This window comes from Streptomyces sp. NPDC059142 (assembly GCF_042755665.1).
GTDB lineage: Bacteria > Actinomycetota > Actinomycetes > Streptomycetales > Streptomycetaceae > Streptomyces.
Window position 1 is genome coordinate 1 of the sequence record NZ_JBHZDA010000100.1, and the last position, 13,136, is coordinate 13,136.

Sequence of the window (13,136 nt, forward strand, 5' to 3'; positions counted from 1 at the left end):
GGGGGCGCGCGCCGCGGCGCGGGCCCGCGGCGGCGCGCCGCGCCGCCCCCCCCCCCCCCCCCGCCGCGCGCCCCCCCCGCGGCGGGGGGGGGGCGGGCCCGCAAACACACTGTGGGGCCCGCCCCCCCTCCGCTGTCGCGTGCCGTACGGTCAGCCGATCTCGGCGCCGTACTCGGCGAGCGCCGCCGTCACGGGCTGGAAGAACGTCTGGCCGCCCGAGTCGCAGTCACCGCTGCCGCCCGAGGTCAGGCCGAGCGCGGTCTCCCCGGCGAAGAGGGAGCCGCCGCTGTCGCCCGGCTCGGCGCAGACGGTGGTCTCGATGAGGCCGTTGACTATGTCGCCGTTGCCGTAGTTCACGGTGGCGTCGAGCCCGGTCACCTCGCCGTCGTGCACCTGGGTCGTGGAGCCGCTGCGGACGACCTCCTGGCCGACCGTCGCGTCGCCCGCCTCGGTGATCTGCTGGCTGCTGCCGTCGTACAGGTTCACCTCGCTCGGGTGGTCCACGTCGGCGGTGTACTTGACCAGACCGAAGTCGCTGCCCGGGAAGGTCGAGCCCTCGGTCGTGCCGATCTGCTGCCCCTGTGTGTCGGACCAGCTCTGGATGGACTCGGTGCAGTGCCCGGCGGTGACGAAGTACGGCTCGCCGTCCTTCACCACGTTGAAGCCGAGCGAGCAGCGCGAGCCGCCGCCCGTGATGGCGTCGCCGCCCGCGACGAGGGGCTTGAACTCCCCCGCCGTCCGCTTCAGTTCGGCCTTGGCGCCGAGCTTCTCCACGACGCCGCTGAGCTTCTCCCAGGCCGCGCCCTTGACCGTACGGTCGGCCGTGACGACCACCTTGTTGGCCACCGGGTCGACCGACCACGACGTGCCCGGGACGGACGCGTCGGCGGTGAGGGTCTGCCGGGCGCTCTTCAGGTCGGCGAGGGTGTTCTGAACCAGTCTCGCCTTGCCGCCCGCCTGACGGACGCTCTCCGCGGCCTGCTGGTCGACGACGTTCACGACGAGCGCCTTGGCGGTCGCGTCGTAGTACGAGCCGGCCGCGGCGGCACCGAGGTCCTTGTCGAGGGTCGATCCGAGGTTTCCGGCCGCCTTCGCGGTGAGGGTCTTCACGGCGAACTGAGGGGTGTCCTCACTGGCGTTCGCATTCTGCAAGGTGAATCCCGCGACGATCACGGCGATCGCCGCCCCGCCCGCGATCGTGGTGCGCTTCCTGGACATACGCCGATGGTTCAACGTCAACCTCCTGTGGGGACCGTGCCGATGCATGTGGGGTGCACCGATACGGAGGACGAGCCGCCCACTATTCCGAGATCCGGCGGTCGCACACAAGGTCGACTTCAGGACGCACACATGACCAACACATTGCGCTCCGGCGCGTTCGGCGGCATCCGACGGCGCGTACGACGCCTTCGCGCCCGCGAGGGGACGGCAGCTCCATGGCAGGGGCATGACATATGCCCCGGCCCCTCCGTTCCGTTTCGCGAACACCTGACGCAACCACCACATCACCCACGGGTGAGGACTGGACCTGTCCGAAAACAACTCCTGCCCCTCCCGTACCCCGGCCGCACCGGTACCACCGGCGCGTTCGCGCGGGCCTCCTTACGCCATCAGCTCCCATCCGGGACAATCGTCCTGAACCGGGCTCTCCTACAGGCGATTCGAGCCGGTCATGGCGCGCCGAGGGGTAAGCACCTCGGCGGCGGGGAATGCAGGCTCACGGTGCCTGCATGGGGCATGTACATCGGAGCACGCCGGATGAAAGGGGCAGGGGGTTGCGACGTCGGGTGCGCGCGGCGGACGGGCGGCATCTGATGGTGGAGCGTCTGGGGGACCCGCGCGGCAGACCGGTCTTCCTGTTGCACGGCACCCCGGGCAGCAGGCTCGGACCCGCGCCGCGTGGCATGGTGCTGTACCAGCGGGGCATGCAGCTCATCGCCTACGACCGGCCGGGGTACGGCGGTTCGGACCGGCTCGAAGGACGCAGTGTGGCCGATGTGGCCCAGGACGTGGCGACGATCGCCGACGCCCTCGGCCTCGACCGGTTCGCCGTCGCGGGCCGCTCCGGCGGCGCGCCGCACGCCCTGGCGTGCGCGGCGCTGATGCCGGACCGGGTGACCCGGGCGGCGGCGCTGGTGCCGCTCGCGCCCTGGGACGCGGACGGCCTCGACTGGTTCGAGGGCATGGCCCCGTCCAACGTCGCGGCGTACACCACCGCGGCGAAGGACCCGGCGGGCGTGGCGGCCCGGCTGATCCCGCGCGCCGCCGCCATCCGCGAGAACCCGGTACAGCTCCTGGACGACCTGCGCCGGGAACTGACCGACTCGGACCGCATGGTGGTCTCCGACGCCGGACTCAGAAGGATGCTGCTGCGCAACTACCAGGAGGGGCTGAGCGATTCGGCGTACGGCTGGATCGACGACGCGGTGGCCTTCGCCAGTCCGTGGGGGTTCGACCCCGCCGACATCCGTACGCCGGTGCTGCTCTGGCACGGCGAGAAGGACGTCTTCTCACCGGTCGGCCACGCCCGCTGGCTCGGGGAGCGCATCCCGGGCGCCACGGTCGTCCTGGAGCCGGCCGCGGCACACTTCGCCTCCCTGCACGCCCTGCCCAGAAGCCTCACCTGGCTGCTGGCCGACTGAGCCGACCGAACAGGCCGAACGGGCCGGGACGTACGGCGCCGGGCGGGGGCCCGGCGCCGTACGTACGGCAGGTCTCACACCGCCAGCGGCTCCAGGTCCCGGTAGACCCGCCGGTCGTCCCGCGCGAAACGGGTCAGCGCGTGCTCCTCGCCCAGCAGCCTGACCAGCTCCTCCACGGTCTCCACCCGGAGCTGCGCCGCTTCGCCCTTGCGGCCCAGCGCCCCCAGCGTCACGCACATGTTGGAGGTGACGGCCAGCGTCTCCGGATGGCGCGCGCCCAGCGAGACCCGCAGCCCCGCGACGGCGCTCCGCTCGGTCACCAGCGCCTCGTCCAGCTCGCCGAGGTCCGCCTTGGCGTTGGCGAGACTGACCGTGCAGAAGAGCGTGTGCGGATGCTCGTCGCCCAGCACCTCCCGCATCGTCCGCAGCGCGCCCTGGAGGAGCTGCTGCGCCAACTCCGGTGCCCCGCAACCCCAGTGGAAGAGCCCGAGGTTGTTGATCGCGGCGAGGGTGTACGGGTGCCGGGCGCCCGGCACCCGCAGATACTGGTCGACGACCTCCTGCGCCAGGTCCCTGGCGGCCACCGGCTCCCCGGCCGCGAAGTGGTCGGCGGCCAGGTTGAGGTCGCAGGCGAGCGTGTCCGGGTTGGTGTCCGCGCCGTACTTGGCCCGGTAGCGGTTCCTGGTGGCCGTGGTGAGCCGCCGCGCGTCCTCCAGCATCCCCGCCCTGCGCAGCGACACGGCGAGGCTCTTGGCCGCCGCGAGGGTCCCGGGGAACGCCCGCCCCATCCGCTCCTTGTAGAGCGCGTACGTCCGGCTGAGCAGCGCGACCGAGTCCTCGTACCGGCCGATCTCCCGCAGGTCGCGCCCGAGGCTGGTGGCGGAGGAGAGCGTGTACGGGTGCTCCGGGCCCAGCACCTCGGTCCGCCGGTCGAAGACCTCCTGGTCCATCTCGCGCGCGTGCGCGTACCGGCCGACCATGCGCAGGTTCAGCGCGCGGTTGTTGGCGGCGGCGAGCGTCCTCGGGTGGGACTCGTGGAAGATCCCGCTGAACCCCTCGTGGGCCTCGGTGGCCAGCTCCATCGCCTTGGCGTACTCGCCGAGCGTGCCGAGGTCCATCGCCAGACCGCTGGTGGTCATGTACGTGTGCGGATGGGTCGCCCCGAGCACCCGGCGCTGCCGGGCCAGGGTCTCCTCGTCCAGCTCCCGCGCCTCCACGTAACGGCCCTGCGAGCGGAAGATGTTGGAGAGGTGGAAGCGCAGATACAGATACTGCGGGTCGTCGTTGCCGAGCGTCTCGCGCCACAGCTCGCGCAGCTCCCCGGCGAGTTCGAAGGCGGCCGGCAGATCGCCGCGCTTCCACAGGTAGCGCACCCGGTCGATCAGCAGCCGGCGGGTCTCGGGGCGCCGGCACAGGCTCGCCTCCGAGGTGATGAGGTGGGGCCAGATCGTGTTGAACCGGTCCCAGGTGCCGGGGTTGTCGATCGGCTCGTCGCCGTCGGGCCTGGCCCCCGCGAGGATCCGGTGGACGGCGTGCCGGGCGTCCCGCTGCTCCTCCTCGGTGAGCTGGGCCCGGATGATCGCCTGGACCAGCCGGTGCACCTGGATGCTGTTGCCCACCTGGTCCACCTTGGCCAGCGCGAACCGGCCGATCTCCCGGATGACCCGGCCCAGCACCAGCGTCTCCTGGAGCGAGATGTCGTACGGCTTGAGCGCCTCGATCATCTCCTTGCTGTAGAGGAGGTTCGCGGAGATCGGCTCCGGGGCGAAGAAGGCGCAGAGCTGGAGCAGCCGTACCGCGGCGGGTGAGCGCTCCTTCAGCCGGTCGATGGAGATGTTCCACGTCGCGGCGACCGGTTCGGGGTAGCCGGCCGGCTGGTTGAGCGCCAGCACCCCGGCCGCCTGCTGGCCCAGTTGGTCCAGGTACTCGGAGACGGGCGTGGCGGTCTCCGCGATCCAGGCGGCGGCCTGTTCGACGGCGAGCGGCAGGTCGCCGACGGCGGTGGCCACCTTGTCCGCGTCGACCGGGCTGAGCCCGGGGGCGCGCCGCTGGAGGTGTTCGACGGACTCCTCGCGCAGGAAGACGTCGACGGGCAGCGCGTCCCCGTAACTCGACCAGGTCTGGTTGCGCGAGGTGACCAGGACATGGCCGGGGCCGCCCGGCGGGAAGTAGCGCTGGACCATCTCGGGGTCGTCCGCGTTGTCGAAGACCAGCAGCCAGCGGCTGGACGGCACCCCGCGCCGCAGCAGGTCGACCGCCTCCATCGAGGCGGCGGCCATGTCGTCGCCGCCCCGCGCGCCGAGCCGGACGGCCAGCTCCGCGAGGGAGGCGACCACGTCGGCGGTCTGCTCCGAGGAGATCCACCAGACCAGGTCGTAGTCGGCCATGAAGCGGTGCACGTACTCCAGCGCCACCTGGGTCTTGCCGATGCCGCCGAGCCCGTACAGGGTCTGCGGCTGCGGCAGGACGACGGCCATCCCGCCGCCGAGCTGGTCGCGCATCCGCTCCAGGACGGCGGAGCGCCCGGTGAAGCCGGCGTTGCGGGCCGGGGCGTTCCAGATCTTGGGTACGGTGCCGGGGAAACGGGGGCCGGGCGCGACGGCGTCGGCGAGCTGGACGGGCCGCTCCAGGGCGCGCAGCAGCGCGGTGGTGGCGTGTGTCTCGTCCAGGCGGAAGAGGTCCACGGGGTTGCGGTCGATGTAGGGGGCGGTGAGCCGTACGTCGCCGACGCGCACCGGCAGCAGCCGGCGCCGGGCGCCGCCGGGGTCCTCGGAGGCGGAGCGCGACCAGACCTCCACGGCCCGCGCGGACTTGAGGTAGGCGGCGGAGAGCAGTACGACCGTACGGCTGGTGTTGTCGTGGTGGATCGAGAGCGAGCCGGTGTCGCCGCCCCGGGGCGCGGCGGGCGGCTCCGCGGAGACGTCGCGCGGCACGACGCGGAACCCGGCCCGGCTGAGGACGGATTCGATCCAGTCGGCCCACATCCGGTTCTCGGCCACGTAGCTGAGGTAGAGGTCGGCGGGGAGGGCGGGCCTGCGCCGGGTGAAGGCGTCCCTGATCCGCAGCCGGGTCTCGTCGCCGACCGCGGGCATGGTGGTGACGGCGCCCTCGGTGACATAGGCGGTGAGCCGTTCGAAGGCGGAGAGCAGGGAGTTGGAGAGTCCGGCCTCGTCCCCGAAGGTCGCCAGGGTCTCCTCGTACGCGTAGTAGGGGCGGTACGGGATCTCCACCGCGCCCCAGTAGGCGGTGAGGCGTTCCCCGGTGAGCCCGGCGGGGAACCGGTCGAACTTCAGCCGGGCCAGGGCCCGTCCGGCGTCGGCCTTCTCCTTCTCGCCCTCGTCGATGCGCATCGGTACGGGAAAGATCCGGATGCCCCGGCCGGCGTACCGCTCGTCGATCTGGCGGGCGACCGCGGCGGCGCCGTCGATGGACTGGTCGCTGAGGGTGAAGCAGTCGACGAGGACGTCGGGCAGGTGGACGGTGCAGATGTCGGCGATGTCGCTGAGGCCGGTGCGGCTGTCGATGAGGACGTAGTCGTAGTGGGCCTTCATGTCCTCGCGCAGCGCGTCGAAGAAGTGGCCGCCGCCGAGCCGGTCGTAGAAGTTGTCCCAGTCGAAGGTGGAGACGGTCGCCGAGTACTCGCGGTTCTGCCGTCCCGCCGAGACGAAGTCGAGGGTGCCGCCGTCGGGGAACTCCCAGCCGAGGTGTTCCGGGGTGAGGGAGACGGCGTGCGGCCGGATGCGCGCGTAGTCGCGGTGCCAGTCGTCGGAGCGCTCCGCCGGGCTGGTCGCGGCCCAGGCGTACTCCGTGATCAGGTCGATGACCCCGGTGGTCGCGCCGAGGGTCGAGGGGTCGAGGAAGGGGTGGAAGAAGCGGTGCAGGCCGGGGGCTTCCAGGTCCCAGTCGACCGCGAGGACGCGCTTTCCGTTGGCGGCCAGGATCCAGGCCGTATTGGCCAGGGCCATGGTGCGGCCCGTACCGCCCTTGTACGAGTAGAAGGTGACGATGCGTCCGTCACGACGTGCTGTCATCCGTGTCCTCCGCATCGGGCGCCAGGTCGTGCGTCTGGGGAACGTAGTGCGTCGTGGCGTACTCGGCGGCCATCGGGCCGCGCAGCCGGGGGCGTTCGGTGTGACTGCCGCCGGCGGGCGGATAGACCTCCGCGTGTCTCAGGTACTGCTGGGCCGCCGCTTCGACGACCTGGGGCAGGATCTGGCCGAACGCCTCCATGCTGGGCACGCCCTTGGCGGCGGCGCGGCAGGCGGCGCGGCCCTGCCCCATCTTCTTGGGCATGGTCTGTTCGAGCTTCTCGCTCAACTCGGCCTGGGCCGACCGGCTCTGTTCGTCCTCGCGGTTCCACGGGACGACGACGCTCACCCAGGGGCGGTGTTCGGCGTCGAACGCGGCGAGCCGCTCACGCTGTTCCTCGTCGTGGAGGGCCCACCGGTCGACCAGCAGTATCTCCGGCCGTACGGGGGCCTGTTTGCCTTCGTGGGGGACGGACACCTCGTCGAACGAGACGATGTCCGCCTGGTAGTTGAGGGAGCGCACCAGATCCCGGGCGACATAGGCCAACGGCCTTGCGGAGTCCGGGTGGTAGGGGTTCCAGTCCTGGGCCATACCGCCGTAGTAGTCGGCCCTGCGGCCCTCCGGCAGCCCGTGCCGGGTGGGCGCGGCCACGGTGACCTGCATCGGGCGGGGCCCGCCGCTGGCACCGAAGGCGCTGGGCGCGCTGCGGTAGTCGACGGGGCGCCCGGGGCCTATCGCGGCGGTGTCGGCGACGCTGACGATGCGCTTGGCGAGTTCGTAGACGGCCCGCTGGTACTCGTCCTCGAATATCCGGAGTTTGATCAGCCCGTAGAGCCCGTCGGTGACGTAACGGTCCCCGAAGTCCCGGTGGTTGAACTGCAACCGCTCGGCGGGGCCCGGCAGTTGCTTCGCCGGTACGGGGACCCACAGGGCCGGGACGATCGCCTCGGCCGTGGTGTTGTTCTTCGCCTGCTCGTAGATGACGCGCTGCGCGAAGGCGTACCACTCCTTGCCGCACATCTCGCTGGCGAAGTAGCGCGGCGAGAACAGCGGCACGAACACCCGGCAGGTGGCGAGCACATCGGCGAGCCGCTCCGACCAGCCCTCGCCCGACCGCATCTCCCGGTCGATGAATCCGGCCTGGGACCCGGCCGGCAGGTCCGTCATGGCCATCACGTGCTCGGACAGATCGCGGAAGAGCTTCTGCACCCACATGTCGGGGTCGGCCCCGGAGGCCCCGTCCCTCGGTGTGTGCGCGTAGCTCAGGAAGAAGTACGGCCGATGGTCGGCCGCTCGCTGCTGCGGTGACGCGTGCACACGACCCCCGTCCTGTGGTGAACACCCACGTCGTTCAACGCCGTTTCTCGGCCATCCACACCGTGGCGTGCGCCACCGCGTCCTTCATCGGGAAGAGGCGCCCGACCACCCCTCCCAGTTGTCCCTTCTGCTCAAGTCCCCAGGGGAACGCGGCTCCAATCGCCCCGAAATCACTGTCGTCGAGGTGCACATCCTCATATTCCACCCAGCGCGGTGATCCGTCCGGCGCTTTCACCACACAGTGATAAGAACGTGTGGTCGCGCCGGGCCGGTACTCGGCGAGATGGAACGCGGTGCAGGCGCCGTACCCCACATTGACCAGCAGGACCCGCGCGTCGGCCTCGGCCATGGCGCCGAGCGGGGAGTCCGGGCCGAGATGGCTGTGGAGCGGGTGGTCGGCCAGCAGTTCGGCCGCGCGCGCCCCGAGCGCGGCGAAGGAGCTCTGCGGGTGGTCGCTGCGTACGGCTCCCTCTGCGGTGCGTACGGACTCGGCCAGCCGGCCCATCTCCGTGCCGGGCGTGGTCCGCGCGTCGAAGGCGGGCATGGCGGCGCGGAACGCGGCGGCCTGGCGGCGGGAGAGTCCGGCGATGCGTGCCCGGTGGGCGGCGGAGGAGTCGGAGTTGTCCTCGGTGAAGGCCGGCACGACGAGGGTGCCGTCCTCCCCCAGCGCCGTCAGCAGGGCGGTGCGCAGGGTGTCGGCGTCCAGTCCGGTGCCGCTCAGGGAGGCGTGGACGAGCAGGGTCGTCCCGGGGACGACGCCCAGGGACGCCAGGTCGCGGGCGAGTTCCTCGGCGGTGGGCCCGGGTTCCGTGACACGGGGGGGTTCAGACACGGTCGGCCTCCGCACGCAGGGTGGTCAGCAGGCTCTTCCCGCCGACCGTGAGTTCGGCCGCGTCCTGGAGGGTGTCCAGCGCCCGCAGGGCGTGGTCCAGGTGGCGGCGGTCGTAGGCGGCGAGCCCCACGCGTTCGTGGGCCCCGGCCAGCAGTTCGGAGACGGGTACCGGTCTCTCCCGCCAGGGCGCGGGGCGCAGCCAGGCGCCGTCCAGCGCGTAGAGGTCGGTGACCTCGGTGAGCGCCCGCAGGGTGGCCCGGCGGAAGCCGCGCAGCAGCAGGGGCGCCAGGGTCCCGGGGGTGCCCGCGACGGGGACGCCCAGCGCCCCGTAGCCGTGTCCCGCCCCCCGCGCGCGGCTCTCCCCGGCGCTCGGGGCGCACAGGGGGGTCAGGGTGGAGAGGGTGACGGCGGCCGACGCGGCCTGGTCGGGGACGGCGTCGCGCAGCAGCGCCCAGGCCGCCGCGAGCCGGCCGCTCCAGTCGGCGGCCTCCTCCCGGCCGAGCCCCGGGTGGGCGGGGGCGTCGAAGGTGTCGCGGTACGGGTCGATGTCGTCCAGCGCGAGATCGGGCGCCCCGTCCCGGCCGAGGCGGCGTACGGGGCGCCAGGGCCCCGCGGTCTCGTCGGCGCGCACGACGCGCAGCTCGGTGGCGCCGGTGCGCACCACGAACCCCTTCTCGGCGAGGCGCACCTCGGCCTCGCCGCCGGCGCCCGGCGGGCCGACCCGCAGCGCGCCGAGCGTGGGCAGGACGAGCACACCGTCGTGGTGGTGGACCTGTACGGGCGTGTCCAGCCCGCCCCGCAGGACGGCGGCGGCGACATAGCCGCGTACCTGCCGTGCGAGGTCCGGCGCGTCGGGCCGTCCGTCGTGCGCGGCGGCGATCGCCCCGGCCAGCCAGGTGCGGGTGTAGGGGTGGGCGAAGAGCGTGTCGAGCCCGTCGGAGGTCCGCTCGACGGCGTTGGCCAGCTCCCACGCCTCCTGCCAGGACTCGCCGCCCCGGCCGTCGAGCGCCGCGTGCAGCTCGGCCAGCATCGAGCGGGTCAGTTCGTGCTGGGCGTCGAGGAGTTCGCCGGGCCGGTGCACGGCCGCGGGGACGGTCTCGGCGCGGGTACGGGACTCGATCCCGCCGATGAGGGCCGTCAGGTCGGCGCAGTACACGGAGGGGTTGTCGAAGCCGCCGGGGGACGCCCCGGGCCGCGACCGGTAGCGGTGGGTGTAGAGCCCGCCGCCGCAGGAGCGGACGACCGGGCAGCGCCGGCACTCCTCGCTCACCCCCGCGAGCCCGAGCTGTCTGGTCCGTACGCCGGGGTGGGCGGCGACCTCGTCGAGGGTGTGGGTGAAGACGTCGAACCCGGTGGCGGCGGCGCCCTCGTAGGCGCTCTTGAGGGAGTCGACCTGCTCCAGGGTGCCGTCGGTCTCCACAACGACGAGGTCGGTGGGGGCCAGGCCCAGCGATTCGGTGAGGCTGGGGCCACCTGTCAGCGTCGAGAGCACCGAGTCGAAGAGGCGTACGGGCATCGGCCGGCCCCCCGCGTCCCAGCGGTCGAAGACGGCGAGCAGCCAGTCCGCGTACGCCGTGGGCGAGCCGTCCGGGCGCGGCGGCGGCTCCTCCCAGGTGGCGTGCGGCAGCAGGAAGTCGATGCGCGGCGGTTCGAGCGCGGCCAGCGCGTCGTACACGGTGACGGGGTCGTTGGCGGCGTCGATGGTGCAGAGCAGCCCGAGGTCGAGATGGCGGTAGCGGTCCTGCCGCAGGAGCTCCACGGCCTTGAGGACCAGGGGGTGGCTGGTGCGGCCGTCCGCGAAGCGGCGGTGCCGGTCGTTGGCGGCGCGGTCGCCGTCGAGGGAGATGCCCACCCGGACGCCGAACTCGTCGAAGAGGTCGAGATAGCGGGGGGAGAGCTGGAGCCCGTTGGTGTGGATGCGCAGATCGAGGTCGGCGACGCCGTCGAGGGCGGCGGTCAGCTCCTCGCACACGCGCCTGAGCCGGGCGGGTCCGGCGAGCAGTGGCTCCCCTCCGTGCAGGATCACTGACACGGAGGGCAGGGTGTGGGCTTTGGCATGCTCGGCCAGTCGCAGAGCTGTCCGGGTCATCGCTTCGTCAGAGATCGCTTTGGGGCGGGTACGCCAGCTCTGATCCGCGTGTTCGTAGATGTAGCAGTGGTCGCACGCAAGATCGCACCTGCTGTGGACCTTCAGAACGATCTCGCGGAAAGGGACCAGGGGTCCTGTCATTCCGCCAGTCTAGGGCGCGTTCGGCGGTACGGAGCGCCGTCGGACGCCCCGTCAGGAGCGGTGGTCAGAGCGCCGAGTTGAAGCTCGACACGCGCGCGACACGGCCGCTGGGCATGGGCAGTACACGGCCGAGCTTCTTGGCGACACCGGCGTCGCGTACATCGATCTCTGCGAGGGGGACACGGATCTTCTTCGCGGTGGCGAAGGCGACAGAGGTCTGAGAGGTCACGGCGGCCGTCCTTGATCATGTCGGTCGTTCAGGAGACACCGCACCGTTGCAGTGTCAGCGGCTCGACTTTACTCTCATGAACTCGTGCGGCAACTCGGCGCGTGGGGACGAGACAAAAGCGTTGCCGGGAGTTCACGAACGGGTGCGGGACCGATGGTTCCGCTGATCGAGTGACAACAAAACAGCAGACGGGGGCGCGCATGGCCGACTTACGCGGACCACTGCACAGCATGGTCTTCCGAAACGCTGATCTGCCGGTTCTCTTCCATCACGCGGACGCGATCGCCGTCCGCCGTCAGCGCGAGGCGGTCAACGCCACTCGCCGTCAGCTCCTGCTGCTGGTGCTGGGGGCGCTGCTGACCTCGCTGCCCTGGCGGGGGACGGTGGGTGGCTCGTTCCAACTCGTCAGCGCGCTGGGCGCGTTGGCGTACGCGGGTGTGCTTCCGGTCACCTTCCGCTCCGCGGGCCAGCGAGCAAAGTCGCATTGGCAACTCAACCGCTCGGCGGCGGAGTTCATCAAGTCGCTGTCCTGGCGGTACGCGGTGCACGGCGCGCCCTTCGACACGGGCTCCGCCGGAGCCGCCGAGCTGTTCGCCACCCGGATGGAGGCGGGGCTCGCGGAGTTGCGGAAGGTGGGGTGGCAGGACCCCAGGGAGGACCCCCGGGAGAGCCCGCCCGAGGGGGCGGACGGCGGGCGGGGCGCTCCCGACGAACTCATCACGCCCGCGATGCGGATGCTGCGCAACAAGCCCTTCGCCGCCCGCAAGGAGACCTATGTCAGGGACCGGCTGATCGAGCAGCGGAACTGGTACCACCGCAGGACGGTCGTCTCCCGCAGGGCCACCGCGCTGTGGTCGGCGACCATCGCGCTGCTGACCCTGCTGGCGCTGTTGCTCGCCGTTCTGCGGACGTTCTCGGTCACCGACTCCGGTGCTTTCCTCGGGCTGTTGTCGGCGTCGGCGGCGGCCTGTCTGGCGTGGAGCGAGATCCGCCGCCATCAACCCCTCATCTCCGCGCACTCGTTGGTGGAGGAGGACCTGGCGGCGATGCACACGGCGATGGAGACGATGGTCACCGAGGAGCAGTGGGCGAACGCGGTCTACGAGACCGAGCGCATCGTCTCGCCACAGCACACCGACTGGCTGGTACGCCACCGCAGTTGAGCCCGTGGCGGCCGGGAGGACGCGGGGGCGCGCCGGGTCAGGCGCGCTCGACGCCCTCGCACCAGATCACCGTGACCGGCTTCCCGCGCTCGCGCGCGTAGCGCACGATGTCGCCCGTACCGCCGAGACCGCGGGCGGGCCGGCCGTCCCAGACGGCGAGCAGCCGGTCGCAGTGGTCGGCGATGTAGGTGCCCGCCGCGTAGTACGCCTCGTCGGTGGAGTGCGGGTAGGCCATCCGGACCTCCAGGGTGGCCCGGTCCTTGAGCCGCCGGTAGCCGTCGAGTTCGGCCGGGTCCTCGAAGCCGTCCTCGTAGTCGCCGCTGGGGATGACCACGGTCAGCTCGGCGCCGTGGTCCAGGGCGAGGACGGCGAAGAGCTGGTCCGCGCCGGCCGCGAGACTGGACAGCGCCTCCATCGATCCGTCCTGGCCGTGCAGGACGGCCGCGATGGCGCCTCTGATGTGCGCGTACGCCTCGGCCGGGATGTCCCGGTGGCCGGTCACTCCGATGCGTTTCACTGCTTCACGGCCCCCCGGTCCCTCTGCGGCGCACACGCTGGCATTCTCTCAGAGACAGAGAGGCGGGGGGCCCGGCCGCGGCGCCCCCGGGGGCCGCCCCCCCCCCGCGGGGGGGGGGCCCCCCCCCGCGCCGGGGGGGCCCACGGGTAGCCCCGGCGGGGCGGCGGCGCGCGCGGC

The 13,136-nt window shown here is 72.2% G+C and carries 9 protein-coding genes; 2 read left to right on the forward strand and 7 right to left on the reverse strand.

Annotated elements, in window-relative coordinates:
- Nucleotides 1-150: 150 nt before the first annotated feature.
- Nucleotides 151-1,266: a S1 family peptidase gene (locus ACFXPK_RS27390; RefSeq protein WP_385007896.1), complete on the reverse strand. Its 1,116-nt coding sequence runs from the start codon at nucleotides 1,264-1,266 to the stop codon at nucleotides 151-153.
- A gap of 509 nt (nucleotides 1,267-1,775) precedes the next feature.
- On the opposite strand from ACFXPK_RS27390, the gene ACFXPK_RS27395 reads away from it, so the two are divergent.
- Nucleotides 1,776-2,642 (forward strand): alpha/beta fold hydrolase, encoded by an 867-nt coding sequence (locus tag ACFXPK_RS27395; RefSeq protein WP_385007898.1) that lies wholly within the window; start codon nucleotides 1,776-1,778, stop codon nucleotides 2,640-2,642.
- Between the two features lie 74 nt (nucleotides 2,643-2,716).
- Here ACFXPK_RS27395 and fxsT read toward each other — a convergent pair whose 3' ends face one another.
- The 5 genes from fxsT to ACFXPK_RS27420 all read right to left on the reverse strand — a co-directional run bounded on the left by fxsT (nucleotide 2,717) and on the right by ACFXPK_RS27420 (nucleotide 11,279).
- The gene (gene fxsT, locus ACFXPK_RS27400) at nucleotides 2,717-6,673 is read right to left on the reverse strand and encodes an FxSxx-COOH system tetratricopeptide repeat protein (RefSeq protein WP_385079602.1); all 3,957 of its coding nucleotides are present in this window, start codon (nucleotides 6,671-6,673) and stop codon (nucleotides 2,717-2,719) included.
- On the reverse strand, nucleotides 6,657-7,988 hold the full coding sequence (gene fsxC / locus ACFXPK_RS27405) for an FxsC protein (RefSeq protein ID WP_385005092.1): 1,332 nt from the start codon (nucleotides 7,986-7,988) through the stop codon (nucleotides 6,657-6,659). Before fsxC ends, fxsT begins: the two co-directional genes overlap by 17 nt.
- Before the next feature lie 34 nt (nucleotides 7,989-8,022).
- Nucleotides 8,023-8,820 carry an aminoglycoside N(3)-acetyltransferase gene (locus ACFXPK_RS27410; protein WP_385079606.1) on the reverse strand — a complete coding sequence of 266 codons (798 nt, stop codon included), beginning with the start codon at nucleotides 8,818-8,820 and terminating at the stop codon, nucleotides 8,023-8,025.
- The gene (fxsBH, locus tag ACFXPK_RS27415) at nucleotides 8,813-11,050 is read right to left on the reverse strand and encodes a radical SAM/SPASM protein FxsBH, inactivated beta-hydroxylase extension form (RefSeq protein ID WP_385079609.1); all 2,238 of its coding nucleotides are present in this window, start codon (nucleotides 11,048-11,050) and stop codon (nucleotides 8,813-8,815) included. Before fxsBH ends, ACFXPK_RS27410 begins: the two co-directional genes overlap by 8 nt.
- A 64-nt stretch (nucleotides 11,051-11,114) precedes the next feature.
- Nucleotides 11,115-11,279 (reverse strand): FXSXX-COOH protein, encoded by a 165-nt coding sequence (locus ACFXPK_RS27420; protein WP_385005098.1) that lies wholly within the window; start codon nucleotides 11,277-11,279, stop codon nucleotides 11,115-11,117.
- A gap of 230 nt (nucleotides 11,280-11,509) precedes the next feature.
- Here ACFXPK_RS27420 and ACFXPK_RS27425 point away from each other — a divergent pair, with 230 nt between their 5' ends.
- A complete protein-coding gene (locus ACFXPK_RS27425; protein WP_385079612.1) occupies nucleotides 11,510-12,442 on the forward strand; it encodes a DUF4231 domain-containing protein in 933 nt (310 codons plus the stop codon).
- A gap of 37 nt (nucleotides 12,443-12,479) precedes the next feature.
- Here the strand turns inward: ACFXPK_RS27425 and ACFXPK_RS27430 are convergent, their stop codons facing one another.
- Nucleotides 12,480-12,959, reverse strand: coding sequence for a hypothetical protein (locus ACFXPK_RS27430; RefSeq protein ID WP_385005102.1), 480 nt, complete (start codon nucleotides 12,957-12,959; stop codon nucleotides 12,480-12,482).
- Nucleotides 12,960-13,136 lie beyond the last annotated feature (177 nt).